This is a genomic window from Parabacteroides vesiculifaciens, assembly GCF_049860805.1.
Taxonomy (GTDB): Bacteria; Bacteroidota; Bacteroidia; order Bacteroidales; family Tannerellaceae; genus Parabacteroides.
This window is the reverse complement of the sequence record NZ_CP187555.1, coordinates 4289513-4313146: the sequence shown is the minus strand read 5'-3', so window position 1 is coordinate 4313146 and position 23634 is coordinate 4289513. Positions and strand designations below refer to the sequence as shown.

The window sequence follows — 23634 nt, the reverse complement described above, 5'->3', positions numbered from 1 at the left end:
TTCCCCTTTAACGCTTGCCGAGGGCTTTTATTGCCTTGACTACTAAAAAGAAAAGGACAAGGACAAGAATAATAAACGCTCCGGAAGGCACATTCAGGAAATAGGAAAGGACGAGCCCCGCCACGCATCCTAAAAAGCCGATAGCTATACTTCCGAAAATAATCTTCTTAAAGTCTGACGTAAAAAGGTTTACAGTGATCTGGGGCAACGTCAGCAGGCTCATCAGAAGCATGATCCCGACTAAACGGATCGAGAGGACGATCGTCACGGCTATAAAGAACATCATCACATATTCTATCCACTTAACGGGCAGTCCTTGCGTCACGGCAAAATCCCTGTCGAACGCCACATAAACGATCTCCCGCAGGAAAAGGGAGAAAAGGACAACCAGCAACAACGCCAAAGCGGCAATCCAGATAATATCGCCCGTCGAAATCGTCAGGATATTCCCGAAAAGGTAAGCGGACAGGTTAGGCGCATACCCGGGCGTAAGGAAAATGAAGATAACACCCAATGCCATCCCCAGCGACCAGACACCGGCAATGGCTGAGTCTTCACGCACATTCTGCGTCTTGCTCACCCACTCCACCCCGAAAGCGGAGAGCACGGAGAACAACATCGCCATCAAGATCGGATTCATCCCGAGATAGAAACCCAGCCCAAGCCCACCGAAAGAAGCATGTGTAATTCCGCCGCTGATAAAAACAAGCCGTCGCGACACGATATACGTCCCGACGATTCCACAAGCGACCGCAGTGAGCAGGCTACCCCAAAGGGCATGTTGGAAAAAACCATATTGAAGTAAATCCATCTTCTATCTCCTTATATTCTTTTTCTGTTCCATGGGGATGGAACTTAATGTATACGCCGTTCGCCGACAATCAGGAACGCTTCGTCTTTCAGCGCATCCGGCAAATTAATGGCACGCAATTGGAGGCTGCGCAGCCAACCGGCTACTTCTATCTCTTGCAACGTGTAGAGCACATCGCGAAACTCGTTCACAGCATCTTCGTCATATGCATCGGCTTCTACTCCCTGAAAGCGGTCCAACTCCTCATCGTCGTAATATTCGACTTTTTTGCTGACTGCGGCCAGCAAGCTGTCGCGCTCGCAGGTTTCATGCTGCCCGCAACATTCGTCTGTGACGAGTTCCTGTGCTTCCGGGATTTCTGTGATCTCCCCACGTTCCAGCATCTTCCGCAACTTCCGGTTCCGAAAATAGCCGGCAATGGCAGCAACGACACCCAAAGCAATTATTCCTGTAATGATGTACCACATATCTTTGTTCTTTTTCCTTTTTAACTTTTCATCCTGTCGCGTCTAAGTTCCCTGTCAATCGAACAGATGAGCTCCTGTCAATCGAACAGATGCCCGTCTGTCAAGCTAACAACAAAACCTGCGCTTTTCAGATCCTCCCAATAATGCGGATAACTCTTGCTGACCACCTGCGGATCGGCAATCTCAATTCCTTCCGGCAGGACCAAGGCAGCAGGTGCAAAAGCCATTGCCATCCGATGATCTTCATAGGTTGCGATCACAGGATGGGCTTCCGGCTCACAGCGTTCGCCGTTCCATTCCAGGATGCTGTCGTTGCTGTCTGTCAGGAGATACCCCAATTTGCGAAGCTCCGTTTTAAGCGCTTCGATACGGTCGGTTTCCTTTATCTTCAGACTTTGCAAACCGGTAAAGCGGAAAGGGGTATTTAATAACACACAGGTAACGACAAAGGTTTGGGCCAAATCCGGCTCGTTTACGAAGTTATAATTCAGCTTTTTCGTACTGTTCCCGTTGTGTTTCAGGATAACGCCCCGGTCTGTGTAGGTCGTGCCTACACCAAGCTGTGCAAACAATTTGGCTCCGGCGGCATCTCCTTGCAAACTGTTCTTAAATAGTCCCAACAACTCGATTTCAGCATTCTTAGACAACGCCATCATGGAATACCAGTAGGAAGCGGCGCTCCAGTCGGATTCGACGGTAAAGGGTATCGGTTTATAATCCTGCGGCTTCACCCGGATGGTCTGCCCGTTCCATTCCGCCTTTACTCCATATTGCTCCATCAACTGCAATGTCAGGTTGATATAGGGTTTTGAAATAATAGTTCCTTCCAGATGCAACGTCAGCCCCTTCTCCATCAGCGGCGCGATCATCAACAACGCCGAAATGTACTGCGAACTGACCCCGCCGGCAAGCGAAATCTCGCCTCCCTGCAACGCACTTCCAAAAATCCGGAGGGGAGGATAGCCTTCTTTTTCCATATATTCCACCCGTGCTCCGAGCGAGTTCAGCGCATCCACCAGTATCTTAATCGGCCGGTTCTTCATCCGCTGGGTCCCGGTAATCGTCCACTCGCCCACTACCTTAGACAAAAAAGCCGTCAGGAACCGCATCGCAGTCCCCGCGGCTTTAATATCAAAGTCACGATCATTCGAATTCAACGCCTTCACCATCACCTCCGTATCATCACAATCCGACAAATTCCGAATCTCATACGGACTATAGCTCAACGCATTAAGTATCAACGCACGATTACAAATACTCTTGGACGCGGGAAGCTTGATGGAAGCTTTCAGTGAAACAGGACTCTTTACTACGTAGCTCATATCTCTGCATTAAAATGGAGTACAAAAGTACGGATTTTATTGGGAAGATATGACTAATATTGTCCTGATATAGCTATTTTAATAATTCTCCGACAATCATTATTTACACAACAATGCATAAGTACACCACAACATCGGAGCTTGCCCATGATAGTCACCGGCAATCCTGGGGCGGTCATAATAATACTGAAGATCATTCTTCTTTCCAGTACCGATACAAACTTCTTCCACATCTCCGTCCTTATTAATACAAGGGACTAAAGCAATCCATGCTTTTCTTGCTACAGGTCCATACTCTTCAGCATCTAACCATCCCTTCTTCACCCCCATAATCATCGCATAAGTAAACATGGCAGAACCGGATGTTTCAGGCCAACAATCAGCCTTATCAATCAACTGGTTCCATATACCGCTTTTATTCTGATAATCTTTTAAACTTTTCATCATCAGACGATACCTCTCTAAAATACGAGCATGATTCGGATTATCTTCCGGAGTAGACAATAATAATTCTGCCATGCCTACAGCCATCCACCCATTCCCTCTTGCCCAGAAATACGGGACATCAGGAGCATGATAAAACAACCCGTTGGAACGCTGTAATTCATCCAAATAGACAACCATCTCTTTTACCGCACGATCCATATATTCACGTTTTCCTGTCGTATGATACGCCTGAGCCTGAAGAATAGTTATCATAAACATATCATCAATCCAAAGACGAGTTTGCCAAGAGAGCCCTTTGTCCGCCCAAGCCTTTTCCTCTGAAGTTACATTAGCCGGCAAAGTCCATTGTGTATCAGCATAGGATAAACCCATTTCCAAATATTTCTTGTCCTTCGTTATTTTATATAATTCTAACGGGATACAACCAAACACATTCAGGTCTACATGGTTCATTATAGGCAAATGAGATTTTTCCGTTGTAACAAGCAGATCAAAACGATCCTTTAATTGTTCAGCCAATTGTTTATCTCCAGTTATTTCTGCATATCTTAACGCTCCATACCATGTACAAACTTCTGCATAATGGATCCATTTTCCTTTCCCATACCACATGTGTTTGGAAGGAATAAAATGCCGGCTAAGGATAGCTCCAACTTTTTCAGGCGAACAATTTTCCGGTAGATCTTTAAAATAGTCTTTTTGTGCATTTGCTGACTGTGTCATAGACATAAACAGACAAACAGTCACAAGGAAATTCACAATATACTTCATCGTTCAAATTTTATTGCTCAAATTTAACATTATTATACTCTTTCCATCCCGTAAGAATCTTCTTTTTATAAGACAATGCAGTTTCTGCATCTTTCAGCCAATCCCATTGCCCTAAAGGATATTCTCCTTCCATACTTTTCATTTCATCCGTAACGATATCTATTCGATTCAAAGCAGACCTGATCTGCTCTTCAAGATTTTCATATCGATAAGATTCCCCTTTGGCATATATCCGAAATCCGAAATAGGCAGTGGATACAGCCTCGTAAAGTTGTGCGGTCAAAGCGGTCCTTCTAAAAAGCCGATATAAATCCTTATAATCTGAAGGGTCTAAAAGTTCTTCAGCCCGTTCTATATCAGCTAATGCCTCGTTAGCCAAACTTACACCATACCGTTTTTCTGTAATAATATAGCTGAGGTAAAGACTATCCATTAACTCTACAGGCGTAACCCAATTCCGATCAATCACATATCTTGCCTCTAATCCCAAGCGGGAATCTTTTGTTTTAAACCGTGCCGGAGCAATATGATTGACAATATCTTTCCAATAATGAAATTCCTTATTGATCCCATGCTCCACAAATACAACTGGCGGTTCCAGCCACCGCCCCGAAACATGCCTATCATAGCTGCTACTATAAGGATCATAATCCATAGATGAATGTTTCGCCGCATTTGTCCCTAAAATATACATGGAAGACAAAACGATATCGTATGCTTTTTCAAAAGCTTTCTTTATCGGTTCTAATGCCTTTTCTCCATATCGGGTTGAAATATATTCATCATATATCTGATCAGGCAAAATTTCCGGATTCTCAGTTGAGCGTTTTAAAGCATATAGCAATATCTCATTGGCAGAATCCACCAATTTTGTCGTTCCATACCGATCCGTCCGGGCTACATATCCAATTACATTCGGTCGCTTAATAAAATCAGTCCACCGTTTTGTCACATATTCTGGCCAGGTATTAGCTATAACTCCCTGACCATTATATTCATTTCCCGTATCAAATTCGACTATCGTAGGTTTATTTATTTTACCGATAAAAGGATCGTTCGGGTGAGTCAAAAAGAAATCATGAGGGGTTTCTTTCATCATTAAAATAACCTTATCATTCTTAATATGATTGATACACCCAACAGTATTTGCATATTCTTCTTTCGAATAGGCAAAAGTCCTTATATATAACTTCTTTCCGCGTTCATTAATGACAACATCAGCAACGGCATCTACTACAGCAGCCAATTTCTCCTCATTTGTTTTTAACCGATTCGAATATTGCTTTTCCGCATATGCACCAGTTTCAATGAAGGTCAGAACCAGCCCATCTATTTCCGGAATAAGTTCAAGCATTCCTCTATAATCCTGCTTAAACCACTCCCAGAAAGCCGGATTATCCATATTAAGAGTTCCACGAGGACCAGTTTTAAATTGCGCTGGATAATAATCCAGCGCATAAAAACTATGATCCCAAACAAGTACCTCCCCAATTCCCTCCTGATGAGCCAACCGGGTAAGATCTCTTACCTGATTTCGTACTGATTCATTCTTTACTTCCATCAGATTATGAATAATCTGATGAGAAAGTTGAAGATGGTTGATTTTATAATCCTTCGCCGCTTTTATCGTTGTGATCGCATTATCCATATTATTGGATAATATGATCCATCCTTTTATAGGCACATCTTCTCCTTTACAGTTGATAGAAATAGTAAAGAAAAACACCAATACGAGTCTAATAAGACATTTCATTTTATTCCTCACCATTGGGGATTTTGTGGATATACATTCGTACATCTATCAATCTGACTTTGAGGGATAGGGCGTAATTCATGGAATGGCTTCATATTACCGTGTGCTTTCCGATTATGCAAATCAGTCCTTTCGATCAGTTTGCCTAATCGTTTCAAATCATACCAGCGTTTCCCCTCTCCGCAAAGCTCACGGGCACGTTCATCCAAAAGAAAGTCAACAGATAAGTCGGATGCTGAAATCTCCATTTCTTTTTCTTTTCCTTCGATTGCACAATTTCTACGTAATGTATTGATATATTTCAAAGCATTATCCGTATCACCAGCTCTATAATAAGCTTCACCAGCCAAAAGATAAGCTTCGGCAACCCTGAAACAAACCCAATCTCTGGTTCCTTTTTCTTCATTCATGGTAGCTCGCTTTACATCGTCAAATTTCTTCAAATGTAAAAATACACGATTACTTACCGTACTATAATCACTTCCTAAACTCTCACTAAATTCAGGATTAAAAACTTTATAGTTTTTCGAATCGATTTGAGCCTTGCTCCAAGCATCTTTCGGAAGATAAAAAGCAGTATCTCCTACAGATAGTTTATCTGTCGCAGTTGTTGCATACCACGTGTCACGCCAGTAAGCCTGATAGCGAGAATCAATGGAAGAGTCGTACAAGTCCGACATGAACTGGGTCGGTTTAAAACGGGCATAAGGACGTCCATATTCCACAGTACGAGTCATTCCCGGAATATTAGCATCATATTTCGGAACAAAATATAAATGTGTCTGGTTCCCATTTTCCCTTAACGATTCATCTTCCGAAAACTGTAAACTCCAGATAATTTCTTTATTCATATCATTATCCTGATTAAAGACCATATCTCTTGTTTCTTGCAATGTATATTGTGACTCATTAATAACGCTTGACGCTAATTGAGCAGCTTCTTCAAACTCGACTTTTCCGCTCCTTTCATCAGATAACAAAACATAAGAAAGAAAGAATTTAGCACCATACACATCAATACGTCCATAATCAGTTTGTTGTGCAGGCAAGTTCTCCACAGCATAACGCAGATCCGGATAAATGGCCTCATCCAGTATTTGTGCGACTGCAGTTCTATTCGCCTCCGTCTGTACGCCAACCGTCGGCTCAAGAGACAAGTGCACATCCCCAAACTGCATAATCAAGTGATAATACATATAAGCCCTCAAAAAGCGAGCTTCTGCTTCACGTAACTTTTTATCTGAATCGGACATATCAGAGACAGAGTTAATAAAATAGGTCACATTATTACAAGCATTAATACCGATATAGCATTCTTCCCACACTTTTGTGATCTGGCCTGCCGTAAGAGAAATATTATAAGTATCAAAGTTCACATCTCCATCCACTCCCGCTTCAAAAAGATCTGTTCCTTGTTCAGTCAGCTGCAATAAATTAGTTGTAGATGCCGAAAACGATCGCAATCTTGCATAGCAAGCATTTACAAGCGTCTCAATACCTGTTTTAGTATTATAATATCCATCTGGTGGCAATACTGTCTTCGGTGCTTCTTCCAAAATATCGCAACTGAAGAATAAAGACAAAAACATAATCGATGTTAAGAATATCTTTTTCATTTCTATTTGTTTTTAGATTTTAAAAATTAAGATTAACACCTAATTGATAAGATGTTACAGAGGGATAAGATTTTTTATCTGTTCCTACTTGCGGATCCTGACCATCAAACGGTGTAAAGACAAAAGGATTATTGATATTGATATAGACTTTTGCATTTTCCATTCTAAATTTCTGGATAAAATCTTTAGGTAAAGTATAGCCTAATGAAATATTTGAAATACGGACAAAAGAGACATCTTTAACAAAATAATCACTATTAGAAAAATCAGTATAAGTTCCTTTTATTGCAGGAGCAGGATAATCATTCGACTGGTTGTCCGGTGTCCAATAATTCACACGAAACCCTCTATATCTCACAGGATCGTCACTACTCTGTTTATGCGCATCTGATAAAGCTCTAACACCTTGGCGAGTATACATACTCATATAAAAGTCAAAACCTTTATAAGAAACAGAAGTATTTAAACTTCCAATCCACTTCGGATCACGACTAATGATATATCGATCATCATTCAAATTGATATTTGGAGCTTCTCCTTCTTTGTTATAAATATCCTTGTATTTCGGATATCCGGGTTTAGCCCCATAAGCTGCCGCTTCTTCTGCCTCATTTTCTTGCCAAACACCGACAAAGTCCAATAAATAATAAGAACGAATAGAATGTCCAATAAAGTAATTAGAACCAACATCATCCTTTTTATCTCCATAGAGGTCCAAAATCTCATTCTTATTTTTTGCAAATGTAATTCCAACATTCCATCTCCATTCAGTATTCCTGATAATATCACCGTTTAAAGTCAGTTCGACACCTCTATTCCGCGTACTACCTATATTCTGATAAATCTCTGAAAAACCAGATGTGACAGGCAATTGTCTTTTTAATATCAAATCTTTTGTCGTTCTTTGATACCAATCAATCGTTCCGTTTAAACGAGAATTGAACATACTAAAATCTAAACCGACATTATACTCCTCTGTCTTCTCCCACTTCAAATCCGGATTCGGGATACCAGTAGGTATTGTTCCAATAGCCGCAGCTTCGTTCCAAGAATAATAGGTTTTAGACAATTTTCCTAATGTCTCATAAGGATCTACATTCGTATTACCGGTATTACCCCATGAAAAACGCAGTTTCAAATTATCCAAAAATTTCGATCTTGCTCCCTGTAAAAAAGATTCTTCTGAAAGTCTCCAAGCGACAGACATAGAAGGGAACCCAGCCCATTTATTTTTATCGGAAAGTCTTGAAGAACCGTCATAGCGATAAGTAAGAGTCAGCAGGTAACGATCTAACAATGTATAATTGAAACGCCCCATCAAAGACATAATCCCCCATTCCGACAAAGTTGTTTTCTTATCCAAAATCGTAGAGGCTGCCTCCAAATTATAATACAACCCATCATAATACATATCTGTGCCTTTCAGATAAACGGACTTTTCCTGGAACTGTTCCACATTAAATGCAGCCATTGCTCCTATTTTATGTATAGTATTGATCTCTTTATTATAAGATAAAATATTATCTATGATTGAAGACAAACGAGTACGACTATCAAAACTTGCCGCATGTGCTCCACCGCTTCTATCACGAGTATCGCTTCCCTGGTAAACACCTTTATTAGTGTTGCTATAATCCAACCCGACTGAGAATTTATAGGATAATCCATCCCATATATTCCAATCTAAAGCAGCTGAACCGATCACCCCATATTCATCTGCTGAATTTTGATTATTCTGAATTTCACACAATGGATTCGTAACCAAAGATTCATTTGGAGTTGGATATAATTTTAACTCCCCGTTTTCGTCTCTAGCAGGAGCTAATGGAGATAACTGATAAATATGATAAATACGATCCGGAAGAGCATCGTTTTTAGAATAAGACCCCAAAACCGCCGTCGTAAATTTTAAACGATCCGAGAACTTAAATGTATTATTAAAATTCACATTAAACCGTTTATATCCGGCATTATCAACCAATGAACCCTGATCCAAATAGCCTAATGAAAGCATAGTCGCTGTTTTCTTGCTTGATGCACTGATCGTCACATTATGATTTGTGGAGAAAGCTGTACCGCCCCATACTTCATCGAACCAATCAGTAAAAGTTCTATTTTTCCATGAGTTCAATTCGATATCATCGAACATTGCCTCATCGGAATTATCCTGGCCGGCATTAGCTAATGCTATACGCTTAAAATCCACAAATTCATCAGCAGACATCAAATTCGGTTTTCCCGCAGCCTTGTCAAATCCAACCCAACCATTATAACTAGCCTTTATTGAACTTTCTCCTGCTTCTGCCCGTTTAGTCGTTACAATGATTACCCCATTGGATCCTCTTGCCCCATAAATAGCCGATGCTGAAGCATCCTTCAAAACATCAATAGATTGAACATCATTGGGGTTCAGATTCACACTCGAACTTTGCATCGGAATTCCATCCACCACCCACAATGGATCATTCGAACCCGTTATGGAACTAATGCCACGGATTTCAATGGTAGGATTTTTTCCCGGTTTCCACACACCTCCAATGTCAACTGGAATTTTTCCTTGCAAGGCTGCACCGATATTAGGACTATTCGCCTGCGTTATTTCTTCAGCGCGTATTTGCGTGATTGCCCCTGTTAAATCTTTCTTCTTCGCTGTTCCATAACCTATTACAACGACTTCATCCAACGCTTCCGTATCTTCTTTTAGCTGAACCTCTATGCTACTCTGGTTGCCAATAACCAGTTCACGCGAAGTAAATCCAATATAGCTGACCAAAAGTGTTCCTTTAGAATATACATCCAAAGAGAACCTACCATCAACATCCGTAATTGTCCCATTCGTCGTTCCCTTCTCCACAACATTTGCCCCGATAATCGGTTCGCCATTCTGGTCTCTAACAATACCAGTAACTTTTTTCTTAGCTTGGGATTTATCTTGACCGACAAATTTCAATTGTTCTGGCGAAGGATTTATCAGAATAAGGTTGTTCTCCGTGATTTCATAATCAATACCTTCACTATTAAACAGTTGCCTCAACACAGCCTCTACTGACTGTTCCTTCACTTTAACAGAAACCTTTTTATCCAGATTAATCTTTCCACTCTCATAAATAAATCGAAAATCGGATTGATTTTCGATCAAATAAAGGACTTCCTTTATTGACTGATTCTGTACATTCAATGATAACTTTGTGGTCTGCGAATATACAGATGCAGAAATCTGCAAAGAAAATGCAATCAAAAAAACGACTGTCAATTTCATAATAGATAATATCTTTTTAAGAGTTGAAGACTGGTCCAACTCTAACGTATTAAAAAAATTCATATATTTGTATATTGATTGTTAGTTAATTATTAGTGCTTCCAACACTAATTTCGCGATCAAACTCATAACGGGAGATGTTGCACCATTTCCCGTTTTTGTGTATTCATGGCATTCTACTTCATAGGCAATTCTATTTAGAGGTTATACTTATATGTTTTCCTTTTACATGATAGCTTATATTACTTAGGCGGGACAAAGCATCCATAACGTCTGTTACGGTCTCTTCCTGTATAACTCCGTTATAACGGATCTTTTCTCCCAATCCCGGTTCAAGCACAATTTCCACATCATACCATCTCTCCAGATATTTGCAAACAACCGAGAGAGACATATCTTCCATATATAATTTATTGTCCAACCAGCCATAAGAATGGGACAAAATACCTTCTACCTGTTTAATCTTATTTGTTCCTCTATCGAAAACAGCTATTTCGCCCGGCTTCATTCTCAATTTCTCGTTCCCTTTCTCCAGTTCGATACATCCCTCAACCAAAGAAGCTTGGATAACCGGATCATCTGCATACGCCTGCAAGTTGAAAGAAGTGCCCCAGACTTTTACACTTAAACCTCCGGCCATTTTTATAACAAAAGGTTCCTTACTTTTGGACACATCAAAAAATCCTTCACCCTGGAAATTAACTTCCCGCATTTTCCTTGCCGGGTCATAAGAATAAACGACCTCAGAGCCAGAGTTCAGTTTAACCAAAGATCCGTCCGGCAAAATGATCTCCGAACGATTTCCATAATCAGCACTCATACTGACCAGCACCTCCGATCCTTTCTGAAAAGCTCCCATAAAAGATAAGGCCAGCACTACCAATAAAGATGCGGCAACCCCGGAAGCAGCATATAATATGTTTTTCCAAGATTTTCGAAGATATACTTTCTGTCGGTTTATCTTGTTAACCTCTTCCCATGCAAGATCAGGATCAAAAATCTCAGACTCTGTATAACGGTAGGATTCTTCCCAAATCTTCTTATACAAATCAAATTCTTTTCTATGAGATTCATCTTCGGCTAACCACTCAGCCAATACCGGATCAAGACGTTTCTCATCTTCATCTTCCAGTAAATAGTCGACGATATAGTCTTTTATATGTTTATGTTCTCCCATGAATCTTGCTTTTATCATATGACACTACAAATAAAAAAAGGTCCTATTCCGGACCCGAAAAAAATTATATTCCTTTTAATTCCAAACATTTCTTCAGCTTCTGGAGAGATGTCCAAATCTGATTTTTAATCGTTTTTACCGAGATATCGAGTTTTTCCGAGATCTCTTTTTGCTTCAATCCTTTTATTCGGTGTAGCAACAGCACTTCTTTACAGCGATCGGGAAGATGGTCGATACAACCATAAAGGGCAATCCTAAATTCTTCAGACTCGACCCGGTTGTCTTCATACGATAGTTGATCCTGAGTTTCCGACAGGTTATTAAAATAGACTTTTGAACGGAGATGATTCAATGCCAAATGTTTAGCCATACGATAAAGATATCCGCTAACATGCTCTTTAATTTCAATTTTTCCCCGGTTTTTCCATATAGTTAGAAATAGCTCCTGTACAACATCTTCCGTATCACTTTTATTCATAAGCAAGCTGTAAACATATTGGCAAAGGCGACCATAATAACGCTCAAACAGTTTATTATAACTGATGTAATCATCTTTCCTGATCGCCTCTATCAATTTTTCATCTGTGGTATTAGACATACTCTTATTCGGTTTATCTCCTTAGTGCCCAAATATACAATAAATTTTGGATTGAAACCGGAAACATGAACTTTTTCAAAAATGAACACCAACCATACTTTAAAACAAATGCCGTATCAAGACTGAAAATTGACCCTGATACAGCATTTATTTTAAATTTTAGTAGACTCTACAATATCCTCTGATACAATTTCTTTTCCTGAGGCTGTATAGAAGTAAGATCCACTATTTTCACCGGCTGACCAGCCGCTATACTATTACGCGCCGCAATGCCGACCAAACAAGCCAAAGCACCATCGCGAACACTTGCACACTGCTTATACGGGTCTTCTACTCCAGGTAAGAAAATCTGATCTTTCAGCAATGCATCCCCTCCTCCATGACCAGATGTTCCGAATGGAATTTGGATATACTCACGTTTTCCAAAATTCTTAAATAAAACGAGTTCATCAAAGTTTGCATCAGAAGTCGGACGGGATTCCTGTATCCAAGCTTCCAAACGCCCTTTCGTTCCATTAAAGGCTATACGATAACCTTCGTATGGACTGTAGGTTGTTAAGGAATAAGCGACCTGCACACCATTTTTATAACGAATCGTTGCCGCCATCTTATCAAAGATATTAACATCGTTCTTAAATACACATCCATCACGAAGATAACCATCATATTTTTCGTTGGCTACATATAAATTCATCAAATTCTTCTTTTTCGTAATGTCAAAGAAGAATTTACATTTGGAAGTATAAGGACAGGTACGGCAATTCTCTGCCCGAAATGTTCCATTTTTACCATAATGATCCAAGCTACCTAATGCATATACACTTTCCGGATCACTGTCAATCCACCAATTCAGAAGATCAAAGTGATGGCTGGCTTTATGCACCCACAAAGAACCGCTGCATTCCACCAGACGATGCCAACGGCGAAAATAATCGGCACCATGAGAGGTATCCAAGTACCAATGAAAATCAACAGAAGTAATATCGCCAATCTCACCGGCACGGAGTAACTCCCATATTTTCGCACGATGTGGAGAATAACGATAATTAAATGTCACACGACAATTCTTTCCTGTCCGTTTTTCTGCATCCAAAATTGCCTGAACCTTCTTTTCATCCGTTGTCATCGGCTTTTCTGTAATAATATCCGCGCCAAGCTCCATTCCACGGATAATAAATTGATGATGAGTGCTATCCATTGTCGTTACAATCAGCACATCAGGCTTAGTTTCCTTCATCATCTTTTCAAAATCCGTATAAGTAGGACAGGAAGCCCCGATAATCTTCTTACCGGTTTCCACACGACCTTCATTCTTATCGCAAAGGCCTACAAACTCGATGTAGTCAGGATAACTTTTCATTAAATCATATCCCCACATGGAAGTTCCTCTTCCGCCAGTACCAACAATAGCAAGGCGAAGTTTTTTCCCTACAACTTTCGAAGCTTCAGCTGTTTCTGCCGCTACTCCCGATAATGGATTCAATAAGGCTGCCCCAGTTATAGCACCTGTCGCAGCTAAAAAATGTCGTCGTGATATTTTATTCATAATCATCATATTAATAGAATTATTTATAGCCTTTATTTTGAACGAACACATCCAAGTTCGTCACTTCATACAACGCATCTTGAGGAAGAGGACGATAGATATGATAATCCTTGATCAATGTAATATCCGGATTATGTTCTTTCACCCATTCCACCATTTTGCCAGAACGTTTCAACATATACCAACGGTTCAATTCGCATCCCAGTTCACGTGCACCTTCTTCTAGGATAAAATCCATATCCATATCAGCAGCAGTTACCTTCAGTTCGCTTTCATGTCCATCAACTAAAGCTCTTTTTCTCAGTTGGGTAATCACTTCTGCCGCTTTTTCCGGTTGGTTAGTTCTTACATACGCTTCAGCCAAAGTTATATAGACTTCACCAAGGCGCATCAGAATCAAGTCTTTAAAACCTTCTTCCCGTTTAGCAGCATCACGGCTCGGATCTAAATATTTAGTCATAGTATGAAAACAAGATCGACCATTGATAGTCGGAATTCCAGTGTTAATATCATAAATATCCGAAATATTATCAACGACAATACCTCGATCTTCATAGCTCTTTATATACTCATCTGAAACCACATCCAATGTACGAATCAGTAAAGTGTCAGAATAATCAGGATCATTGTTCCAGTTATCTGGAATTCGACACCAAACCGATTGGAAAGTCTGATCCCGACGTTTGTCAAACTTACTGAAAAGGCGGATATAATATAAGGTAGGCATCGTTGCACGGTATTCACGCCCATATACACGAGAATGACTCCACAATCCATCAATATTAACATTAGGATTTTTAGCAGATTTATTATACCAACCCACAAAATTCCGATGCATAACATTAGCATCCATTTCTGCACGACTCACATTCATTCCGTTATAAATCAAATCACTTGTGTATTGAATAGACCAAATTACCTCATCATTAATTTGATTATTTACATCAAAAATAGAAGCATAATCATCCAACAATTTATAATTATAATCATTAATGATTGAATTACACAACGAAATAGTTTCTTCATAACACTTTTGTTTCGTATAACCAGTGTTGGAGAGTATCGTATCATCATAAGCTGACAATGCCATCAACACCCTCATTTTAATAGATTTACATATACCAATATTCATACGTCCCCATTGTGTATTTTGCGGCAGATCCAAATATTGGAAGGCTATATCCAAATCATCCAATATCCGTTTGTAGAAAACAGCAATACCCGGCTGATAGCCATCTGTCACAACAGAATAAGATGGAGTATCTACATAATGGGAGGCAGGACCATATGTTTCAACTATCAGAAACAAATAAAATGCACGCAAAGCATGGACCTCCGAAGTTAGTTTATTTTTCTTTTCTTCCGATGAAACAGAAGCTTGCTCAATATATTCTATTCCTTGATTTGCTACATTTAACCCTTTATACAAATATTTCCAATATTGCGAATTATAAACATTTGAAATCATAAGGGGATCGTTATAAAACATAATCTCTCCATAATTTGTTCCAAGACCATTCGTTGCATAAGTAGTCAAATCTGTACCACAATCTCCAACCTTATATAAACGCTCCGTTAAATAACGATTTCGATGATAGATACTTAAAATAAGCGACTCAACCCCCTCTTCTGTTTTCGCATACGTATCGCTAATTAGTCCTTTCGGTTCTTCTTCTAAAAAATCACAAGAAAAAGAACTTGCAGACAAGGCAAATAATAAAAAAATTGCTATCTTTTTCATAATATACGACTTATTAAAATGTTACATTAACTCCGAAATTATAACTACTAGGAACTGTAAAATTAATATTAGGTTGCTCTGGTATAATATCAAACTCTGCAGCCCTATACAAATAACCGATATTTCTCATTTGTACATAAAAACGTAATTTTTTGAAAGGAACTTTTTCCGATAACAGGCTTTCAAAACTATATCCCAATGTCACATCCTGAATTTTAATATGATCTCCTTTCTGATAGCCATTACAAGAACGATAAGTATCGTAAGTACTTACCTGATCCGCACGCGGAAAACTATTTGACGGATTATCTGGAGTCCAATAATCTATGGAAGGCAACCAACGCTGTCCATCCATAGTAATGTCATCATAAGGAGATGGTTTCACCAAATATCCCCATCTTGAGTTCAAGTTGAATGAGAAATCAAAGTTTTTATATTGGATATTTGCACCAAGAGAAGCCATCCATTTCGGGCGAACCTGTCCCAATATGACTCGGTCATCTGCGGCACTGATTGAGCCATCACCATTTTGATCTTTAATCTTGATGTCACCGACTTTAGCATTATATTGGGCAGCAGCCTCTTCTTCTCCTAACTGCCAAACACCTATTTTTTCATAATCATAGAACACACCCAACGGTTCTCCGATAAACCATTTATTATTAGGTAAATCTTCCCCACTGATCAAAGCCGTAATCTTTTCCCAGTTTCTGGATGCATTCAGTGAAATATCAACATTCAAGTCTTTTGTCCTTACCGGATTATAATTCAAGTTAAACTCAACTCCTGAAGTTTCCGTCTCCCCTATATTTTGCCAAATATCATTGAAACCGGTAAACGACGGAATCGTTCTCTTCATTAACAAATCACTCGTCTTTGTATTATAATACTCGACATAACCATTCAATTTATTATTGAACAGCCCGAAATCAACCCCAGCATTTATAGTTTTAGATATTTCCCATCCAAGATCAAGATTCACGATCGAAGTAGGACTATATACGTAAAACTTATTAGAAGATTCTTCTCCAAACAAATAAGCTGACTGCGACAAAGTTGCCAAAGTCTGATATGGGGAGATAGCCGTATTGCCTACCGTACCATAGGATACACGAAATTTTAAGCTATTAATCCAATTTACACCTTGCATAAAATATTCATCTTTCATACTCCAGCTAACACCTCCGGAAGGGAAAATCGCCCATTGATTACCTTTTGCTAGACGGGAAGAACCGTCTGTACGAAAAGCAATATTGAAATAATATCTATTTTTGTAATTATAACGCAAACGCCCTAATACAGAAGCCAAAGCCCAATTTTGGAAACTACTTCCAATCTTAATATTTTCTATATTGGAACCTAAGTTATGATAAGAAGTATATTCAACCGACTGATTGTCTCCGGATAACGTTCCGCTATCATATCGACGACTTTGCATTTCACCAACCAAGTCGACAACCAAGTTATGGTCTCCGAAACTATTTTCATACGTAATAATATGGTTCAATGTCCATTGATCATAATTGTTATAGTCTTTCCCTGAATTTGTTTTCACCCCTTTATTTCGATATGCATTCTTACCATAAAAATATCCGCGTTTATAGTCCGAAAATATATAACCAAAGTTCGTGTGCATACTCAACCATTTATTGATTTTAATATGAGAAGTCAAATTCAGATTCAATAGATTGTTTTGAGTATCATCCACAAATTGACCAGGTATATCATCCGCCAACGGATTATAACCAGATGTATTCAATGGATTCGGGAAATAATTCAAATCACCATTTTCTAAATAGGGATTAGACAACGGAGTCATATAAAGGATTTCCGTATTAAGTTTCTGGAAACCTGAAACATTATTTCTTTTCAAACGGACCGTTGTTCCCAATGTCCAAAAGTTTGCTAAATCATAGTCAGCAGCCAAAGTCAAGTTATAATTTTCTGAATCATTAGTTTTATAATAACCTTGTTCGTTGTCATATTTAAAGGACAATAATAAGCGAGTCTTTTCTCCGCTATTACTAATACTCAAATGATAACTTTGTGTCAAAGCATTACGATATAGTAAATCCTGCCAGTCAGTATAATTACCACTTTTGATGATATCTAATTCAGATTGGGTGAAAACATCCTCATCTGTAAAAGGATTGTCCCATCCATGCGCATATCGATATCCGTCACGACGGAACTGAACATATTCCTCTCCCGACTGTAACTTCATCATATGAGGAACATTCATCCCAACATAAGAATTAAAATTAATCTCACGGTTCACCCCTTTTTTTCCTCTTTTAGTCGTTACCAAAATAACACCATTTGCACCCATAGAGCCATAGATAGCAGAGCTTGCAGCATCTTTTAATACCTCAATTGATTCAATATCGTAAGTATTTACACTTCCTAAGCTTCCAGGAATACCATCTACTATAATCAGCGGATTGTTTCCTGCATTCAAAGATCTTGCACCACGGATATAAATCTTTTGATCATCCCCTGCATATCGTGCAGACTGGATATCCAGACCAGCAACTTTTCCCTGCAAGGCATCCTGAACATTACTTGTTGAAGCAGCACTAATCGTCGATCCTTTGACAGTAGACATAGCACTTACAATATCCCTTTTCCTGGATGTACCGTAACCGATCACAACAATTTCATCCAAATTCTCCGTATTCTCTGCCAAAGAAATATTCAATACATTTTTCCCGTCCACCTTTATCTCTTTGGTATCATAACCAATGTAGGAAACCAGTAAAACAGCCGAAGGAGAAATATCCAAACTATATTGACCATTCAAATCGGTAACAGTCCCATTCGTCGTCCCCTTCTCCACAACATTCGCACCGATGATCGGTTCGCCTTTTTCATCTTTGACAACGCCTGTGACTTTTTTTGTTTCGGAAGATGCCGGGGTTTTTCTGGAAATGATTACATGACCGTTGCTGAATGTGACGGAACAGTTCGTGCCTTCCAGTAATTGTTCCAGGACGTTCTTGACGTTGTTGCCGGCAGGCACTTTTTTGATCACGCGTGAGTCGTTGACGTCTTGCGTGTTGTAGTCTACGAATAGTTTCGTTTGTTGCTCGATTTGTTTGAAAGCTGCTTTTAAGGTTAAATTATTTCCAGACAAACGAACCTGTTGATTTTGAGCAAATACGAACGAGCTACCAAGAGACAGAGCTCCAATTATACATAGACGGGAAAGCGTTTTTCCCGCATTTATAGGTATTAGATTAGTTAATTTCATATATTTGTATGTTTGAAAATTGAATATTAATTATTTTCAACGTTTTACGTTGAGCCCTAAAAAGTCACAATTCGGTTTCAAACGCCGGAAAGAGGGATTTTCGCACTTTCGTTCTTTCCGGTTTTCTTTTGTTCATCCTGTTTCTCTCCTCTATCTTTAATTTATAAATACAACATTTTCCTTTATCTTAAAATGAATGCCGATCAACTGCTGCAAAACAGTCAGCACATCCTCCAGAGTTTCATGCGGGGCGAACTTGACATTGTAATACTCGTCCGCATATTTTTGGGAATTATAATGGATCGTCACGTTAAACTTCCGTTCCAACGAAGCCATCAGATGACTGAAAGAGACATTCTCGTAAATCAGGTAACCACTACGCTCCATCTTATAGAGTAAAGCATCGACCGGCCGGACCATTACCGTATGCGCCGTATGCGAATAAACCAGACGTTCGTTCGGCTTCAGGATAGCAGGTTGGTGTTCATCCGCTTTCACATCCACTTTGACGCTCCCCTCTTCCAGGATCGTGCTCGTACAGAAATCGCTTGGATAAGAAGTAACCGTAAATACCGTACCCAAAGCCTGTACATCCAGATAGGTCGTCTTCACGATAAAAGGCTTTTCCTTGTTTTTCCGGACCGTGAAAGAGGCCTCGCCTGTCAGGTAAACCGTACGCGTTTCCGTATCCGTAAAATCTTTCGGATAAACGAGCAACGAACCGGCATCTACCCATACCTGCGAACCGTCCGGCAAAAGAACCTGCCGGCTCTCGCCATAAGGGACGAACAACTCCGCCATCTCTACATGTCGGGCGGGTTTCAGGCGGTCCGTAACGAAAAAAGTCGCCGCCCCTGTCAATAGCATCAATGCGATTACCGCCGCATATTTGATCCACCCGCGATACATCGGGACGGAATTCCGGCGAACCGGTTCAACCTGTAAATGCTTCTGTAAAGCATCCCAGTCTTCGCGGGTTTCGGCAGTCGCCTCTGCCGGCGAATGTTCCCAAAAGGTTTGCAATATATCCGTCTTTTCGGAAGTCCCGTCCTCCGCCCGCAGCCAGCGTCCAAACAGGACACGCCCCGAACGGGAGAAATGCTTTCCGAAATAAAGTTGTATGATTCGTTTTATATTGTTGTCGTTTTCCATAAAATCCCGTGCTTTATAATGGAGTCGGCTTACTATGGAAATACACACAACCTTATATGCACTTTTTTTCAGTATTTTGTAGAATCATCAGCATACACTTGATTTACAGATCATTATTTTTTGACATAAAATAAACAGATAGGCAATCTTATTTAGTATTGCAGATTTCGGGGAGCGAAACACACGATAACGGACATCACGGCGAAGCGGCAAAAGAAACAAATCGGCATGATTAACCTCGACGACCAGATATTTATTATTAATGACCGCCATTCCGGTAATATCTGTATAGCGCATTATGCTTCCATTTACAAGCAACCGATCTTTTGCATAATCGACTTTCAGTTGTTTCATATCGTCCAGAAAATAGGTCCCATACACATCCAAGACTTCCCGATATTGCTGTAATGTCATTTTAGTCACTTTCATACTATGAAAATAAATTGATGAGAGATTTAGAAAAGGGAAGCCGTTTAGGAGTGGTTTTATAAGAAAAGTATCGCTTGCACACTTGATGTATATATACAGGAAGGGCGCAGGAACTGAACTTTACGAAAAGATAGGCCTGCAACAGCCCTTCACATTATAAAGTCAGCCCCGCGCCCCCTTTACTTATATAGATACAAATCTGCATATTTTAAATATACAGATATAACCATTTTATATGTAAAGGGTTTGCAGAACCTTCTTTATACATTCAATATGAAAATAAGTGTTGCAGTTTATCTCTTCGAATATATAAATCATTTTCCTACAATCAAGAGTTGCCCGCTTGGCATTCTCTTTTTCCCAATGACAAAAATAGCAAATAATAATCAAAAAGCAATATTGTTCCGGTTATATCTGCTAATTATTGAATGTGAGGATAAAAGAAAGTCATCTTTTGACATATTTGAACCATAAATGATGATTTATCGATGTGATGGAATGAGATCGTTGTCCGAAATGATTGTCGTTCTGTAGGGGTAGGTTCTAAACCTGCCCGATATCGACAAATATACATGTTGCAATCGGGCGGGTTTAGAACCCGCCCCTACGGCGACACCTTAAATATACCAATAAATCATCATTTGGAAGGTTCACATCTTCCTTAAAACGAAGCTTAGTGTCATCCCCGGCTTATTGTAATCTATGTTCCCAACCAAATAAACGGAAAGATTTTAAAACAAATTAAGAATATTGCAAAAATCTAAGCCGTTTGGTCGAAAGTTTGGTTCCTGACCAATGCACAGATTCGATGTATCAGTTTGTTTCTAATATTGTTTATAACTAAATTATGATGCTTCCCCTCTTCTCTTTTGCGCCTGTAATATTCTCTTAATATTGGATCATGTATGGCAGCGGTTCGTGCCGCTTGGGTGAGTAGCGTGTTTAGTTTTTTATTGGCAAATCCACTTGTCTTGGCATTGCTTTTGACACTGGAGCCGGAGGTTCGTTGGAACGGTACCACTCCCGCATAGCAGGCCAGCTTGCGCGGATCGTCAAAACAGGTGAAGTTTTCGGTATAAACGATCAAAGCAAGGGCGTTGACAAAAGCCACGCCTTTGATGGATGTAATACGCTCATAATTGTTTTTGATCTCCTCTTCACTGTTGATCAGATCCATTATTTCCTTTTCCACATCTTTTATTTCACGGTTCAAGTTATCCACTTGTGTCAGGCTATGTTGATATATGTAATCTGTTGCGTGATTCCCTTTTAGGACCGAATGGAGTTCTTTGGCATGTACCAATGCTTCATTTTTCATTTTCACCAATAAATCACGGAATGTGAAAAATGAGTGCAGCGCCCGGATGGTTTCCGTATTGGGGGTATAGACCTTGGCCATATCCTCGAAACGGCAAGCGTATTGTGCGATCAGCAATGAATCCAATTTATCGTTTTTCCCGCGTTGCATGCCGCTGCTGTGTTTGATCCTGTAAGGATGTTCCAGCCACAGTGTATAACCCTCGTGCGCGAGAGTGTTACTCAAACAAACGCTGTAAAGTCCCGTGTTCTCACCGCAAAAGAGCATCTGATCTTTGCCTGTCTGCGGATAGCTATCACAAAGCCATGCCAACAGACTCTCATGTCCGGCAACATCATTACTGAACTCACGGTGGACACCTGAAGATATGTTTTCTTTCTCTATCACACTTACATCTACTTTTTTCTTGGAGAAATCAATCCCGATAAATAATTTATTCATACCTTTATATTGTTTTTGGATTAACCGAAAGCAGGAATGGGCTACTACTCTAAATGATATCCTATTATATATCAATAATCTATTTAGTCTTTGCCTGCTTGACTAACGGAAGTCTGTTACAATAACTAGTCTTTAAAGACTATCGTTTTCCATTAGTGTACTTCCGTTAGTCGGTTAATTTAGTTTCTTCATACAACAAAGATATAAATTAACCTCAGCTTCTTGCTTTACGCAAACTTAGAGTACAGTTTTCAGGAATACCCGTTGGTCTAAATCGAAATAGTAGCGCATAAAATCGGGTTTTATACCCTATATATTTCAAAATACCCTTGCGGGTAATATTTTTTAAGAAACTCGAAATATCACAAACATCTGAATAATAACAAGATATAGACATCCCCATTTTTAGGGGAGTTCTTGTACAATTTAACATATCAAAATTACAGATTCATAACAAAGAAAAGATAAATGACTTTGCGAAGAATGGCAAGGGCGGCGGTCAGATGGTTTTCCACCGTCCGTTTACTGATATCGAGGCGCGTGGCGATTTCATCATTTGACAAACCTTCTTCGCGGCTCATCCGGTAGATTTTGCTCCGCTGAGGAGACATTTGATCGACCGTACGGTTGATGATCGATTGCAGTTCGCGAACGAACAAGGCTTCTTCCTCTGATTCGGCCGGGGAAGTTTCCTGTAGGTATTCGTTCGTATATTTTTCCGAAACAATGAGACGGTCGAAATAATCGTACACGGTAAAACGCGCCATCTGGAAAAGATAAGAGGAAAAAGAACGGACATTTTTAAGTTTTTCGCGGTCTTTCCACAACGAGAGAAACAGATCCTGGGCCATATCACGGCTGACCTCCTTATCGTGCGTCAGACCGATAAGGAAATTTACCAACCGAGGTTGGTACAGGAAAAACAAGCGCTCGAAAGCTGCCACATTTCCAGATGCGATCTCCTTTAATCTATTTTGCTCCTCTGGTAATTCCATAACAAATGCGAAGTAGCGAAAAATATCAGAATAATCAAAATAAAAGTTTGCAACTCAGTTGCATTAATTTTGTTGTATTTTTACCGTGTCGAGAAAAAAGATTGGAATCATGTCAACAAAACAATGCGAAGAGAAGCTCAAAGATAAAGGTATACGCCCTACAGCCGCCCGGATTCTTATATTGCAGAAATTGTCGGAACAGACGCATCCTATTTCCTTGCTCGAACTGGAGGCGCAACTGGAGACATTGGACAAATCGACTATTTCCCGCTCTCTGGCGATCCTGTTGAAGCATCACGCCGTCCATGCCTTCGAGGACGGAAGCGGGTCGATGAAATATGAAATCTGCCGGAGCGACACTGAAACCTGCTTTATAGAAAACAGGCATATTCATTTTTTCTGCGAAGTTTGCCATAAAACCTATTGTATGGACAATATCAAAATCCCGGTCGTACAGTTGCCCGAAGGCTTTATTATAGATACGATCAACTATACGGTCAAAGGGATTTGTCCGGCATGCAAGCCAACGGATCCGTAAAAT

At 39.8% G+C, this 23634-nt stretch carries 17 protein-coding genes; 1 reads left to right on the top strand and 16 read right to left on the bottom strand.

From position 1 onward, the window contains the following. Positions 1-7: 7 nt before the first annotated feature. The 16 genes from ACPYIV_RS17070 to ACPYIV_RS16995 all read right to left on the bottom strand — a co-directional run bounded on the left by ACPYIV_RS17070 (position 8) and on the right by ACPYIV_RS16995 (position 23093). A complete protein-coding gene (locus tag ACPYIV_RS17070; protein WP_301705635.1) occupies positions 8-811 on the bottom strand; it encodes a metal ABC transporter permease in 804 nt (267 codons plus the stop codon). 44 nt (positions 812-855) lie between these two features. Then, positions 856-1278 (bottom strand): phospholipase, encoded by a 423-nt coding sequence (locus tag ACPYIV_RS17065; protein ID WP_293734691.1) that lies wholly within the window; start codon positions 1276-1278, stop codon positions 856-858. A 77-nt stretch (positions 1279-1355) separates the two neighbouring features. After that, positions 1356-2600, bottom strand: coding sequence for a 3-phosphoshikimate 1-carboxyvinyltransferase (locus tag ACPYIV_RS17060; RefSeq protein WP_301705959.1), 1245 nt, complete (start codon positions 2598-2600; stop codon positions 1356-1358). A 99-nt stretch (positions 2601-2699) separates the two neighbouring features. Then, positions 2700-3818 (bottom strand): glycoside hydrolase family 88/105 protein, encoded by a 1119-nt coding sequence (locus tag ACPYIV_RS17055; RefSeq protein ID WP_293734689.1) that lies wholly within the window; start codon positions 3816-3818, stop codon positions 2700-2702. Between the two features lie 10 nt (positions 3819-3828). Next, entirely contained in the window at positions 3829-5466 is a 1638-nt protein-coding gene (locus ACPYIV_RS17050) for a hypothetical protein (RefSeq protein ID WP_301705629.1), read from the bottom strand. Between the two features lie 113 nt (positions 5467-5579). Then, positions 5580-7187, bottom strand: a complete 1608-nt coding sequence (locus tag ACPYIV_RS17045) for a RagB/SusD family nutrient uptake outer membrane protein (RefSeq protein WP_300762658.1) — start codon at positions 7185-7187, stop codon at positions 5580-5582. A 19-nt stretch (positions 7188-7206) separates the two neighbouring features. Then, positions 7207-10446 (bottom strand): TonB-dependent receptor, encoded by a 3240-nt coding sequence (locus ACPYIV_RS17040; RefSeq protein WP_425884194.1) that lies wholly within the window; start codon positions 10444-10446, stop codon positions 7207-7209. Between the two features lie 193 nt (positions 10447-10639). Next, on the bottom strand, positions 10640-11623 hold the full coding sequence (locus ACPYIV_RS17035) for a FecR family protein (RefSeq protein ID WP_301705625.1): 984 nt from the start codon (positions 11621-11623) through the stop codon (positions 10640-10642). A 64-nt stretch (positions 11624-11687) separates the two neighbouring features. Beyond that, positions 11688-12221, bottom strand: coding sequence for an RNA polymerase sigma factor (locus ACPYIV_RS17030; RefSeq protein ID WP_293740698.1), 534 nt, complete (start codon positions 12219-12221; stop codon positions 11688-11690). Positions 12222-12390: 169 nt separating this feature from the next. After that, on the bottom strand, positions 12391-13776 hold the full coding sequence (locus ACPYIV_RS17025) for a Gfo/Idh/MocA family protein (protein WP_425884191.1): 1386 nt from the start codon (positions 13774-13776) through the stop codon (positions 12391-12393). 10 nt (positions 13777-13786) lie between these two features. Further along, positions 13787-15508, bottom strand: a complete 1722-nt coding sequence (locus tag ACPYIV_RS17020; RefSeq protein ID WP_300762651.1) for a RagB/SusD family nutrient uptake outer membrane protein — start codon at positions 15506-15508, stop codon at positions 13787-13789. A 13-nt stretch (positions 15509-15521) separates the two neighbouring features. Next, entirely contained in the window at positions 15522-18758 is a 3237-nt protein-coding gene (locus tag ACPYIV_RS17015) for a SusC/RagA family TonB-linked outer membrane protein (RefSeq protein WP_425884189.1), read from the bottom strand. Positions 18759-18914: 156 nt separating this feature from the next. Beyond that, positions 18915-19910: a FecR family protein gene (locus ACPYIV_RS17010; RefSeq protein WP_425884187.1), complete on the bottom strand. Its 996-nt coding sequence runs from the start codon at positions 19908-19910 to the stop codon at positions 18915-18917. Between the two features lie 87 nt (positions 19911-19997). Continuing rightward, the gene (locus ACPYIV_RS17005; protein WP_301705357.1) at positions 19998-20339 is read right to left on the bottom strand and encodes a hypothetical protein; all 342 of its coding nucleotides are present in this window, start codon (positions 20337-20339) and stop codon (positions 19998-20000) included. Between the two features lie 760 nt (positions 20340-21099). After that, complete coding sequence (locus ACPYIV_RS17000; protein WP_290092606.1) at positions 21100-22098, bottom strand: IS110 family transposase; 999 nt, start codon at positions 22096-22098, stop codon at positions 21100-21102. A gap of 440 nt (positions 22099-22538) precedes the next feature. Continuing rightward, positions 22539-23093, bottom strand: coding sequence for an RNA polymerase sigma-70 factor (locus ACPYIV_RS16995; RefSeq protein WP_293734500.1), 555 nt, complete (start codon positions 23091-23093; stop codon positions 22539-22541). Between the two features lie 109 nt (positions 23094-23202). Between ACPYIV_RS16995 and ACPYIV_RS16990 the strand changes: the two genes are divergently transcribed. Further along, positions 23203-23631, top strand: a complete 429-nt coding sequence (locus ACPYIV_RS16990) for a Fur family transcriptional regulator (protein ID WP_425884184.1) — start codon at positions 23203-23205, stop codon at positions 23629-23631. The last annotated feature ends 3 nt before the right edge of the window (positions 23632-23634 follow it).

Coding starts and splice junctions, on each gene's coding strand:
- ACPYIV_RS17005 (WP_301705357.1), bottom strand. CDS start 20,339: ATGAAAGTGACTAAAATGACATTACAGCAATATCGGGAAGTCTTGGAT.
- ACPYIV_RS17000 (WP_290092606.1), bottom strand. CDS start 22,098: ATGAATAAATTATTTATCGGGATTGATTTCTCCAAGAAAAAAGTAGAT.
- ACPYIV_RS17010 (WP_425884187.1), bottom strand. CDS start 19,910: ATGGAAAACGACAACAATATAAAACGAATCATACAACTTTATTTCGGA.
- ACPYIV_RS17055 (WP_293734689.1), bottom strand. CDS start 3,818: ATGAAGTATATTGTGAATTTCCTTGTGACTGTTTGTCTGTTTATGTCT.
- ACPYIV_RS17015 (WP_425884189.1), bottom strand. CDS start 18,758: ATGAAATTAACTAATCTAATACCTATAAATGCGGGAAAAACGCTTTCC.
- ACPYIV_RS17050 (WP_301705629.1), bottom strand. CDS start 5,466: ATGGATAATGCGATCACAACGATAAAAGCGGCGAAGGATTATAAAATC.
- ACPYIV_RS17045 (WP_300762658.1), bottom strand. CDS start 7,187: ATGAAAAAGATATTCTTAACATCGATTATGTTTTTGTCTTTATTCTTC.
- ACPYIV_RS17060 (WP_301705959.1), bottom strand. CDS start 2,600: ATGAGCTACGTAGTAAAGAGTCCTGTTTCACTGAAAGCTTCCATCAAG.
- ACPYIV_RS17065 (WP_293734691.1), bottom strand. CDS start 1,278: ATGTGGTACATCATTACAGGAATAATTGCTTTGGGTGTCGTTGCTGCC.
- ACPYIV_RS16995 (WP_293734500.1), bottom strand. CDS start 23,093: ATGGAATTACCAGAGGAGCAAAATAGATTAAAGGAGATCGCATCTGGA.
- ACPYIV_RS17040 (WP_425884194.1), bottom strand. CDS start 10,446: ATGAAATTGACAGTCGTTTTTTTGATTGCATTTTCTTTGCAGATTTCT.
- ACPYIV_RS17035 (WP_301705625.1), bottom strand. CDS start 11,623: ATGGGAGAACATAAACATATAAAAGACTATATCGTCGACTATTTACTG.
- ACPYIV_RS17030 (WP_293740698.1), bottom strand. CDS start 12,221: ATGTCTAATACCACAGATGAAAAATTGATAGAGGCGATCAGGAAAGAT.
- ACPYIV_RS17020 (WP_300762651.1), bottom strand. CDS start 15,508: ATGAAAAAGATAGCAATTTTTTTATTATTTGCCTTGTCTGCAAGTTCT.
- ACPYIV_RS17025 (WP_425884191.1), bottom strand. CDS start 13,776: ATGATGATTATGAATAAAATATCACGACGACATTTTTTAGCTGCGACA.
- ACPYIV_RS16990 (WP_425884184.1), top strand. CDS start 23,203: ATGTCAACAAAACAATGCGAAGAGAAGCTCAAAGATAAAGGTATACGC.
- ACPYIV_RS17070 (WP_301705635.1), bottom strand. CDS start 811: ATGGATTTACTTCAATATGGTTTTTTCCAACATGCCCTTTGGGGTAGC.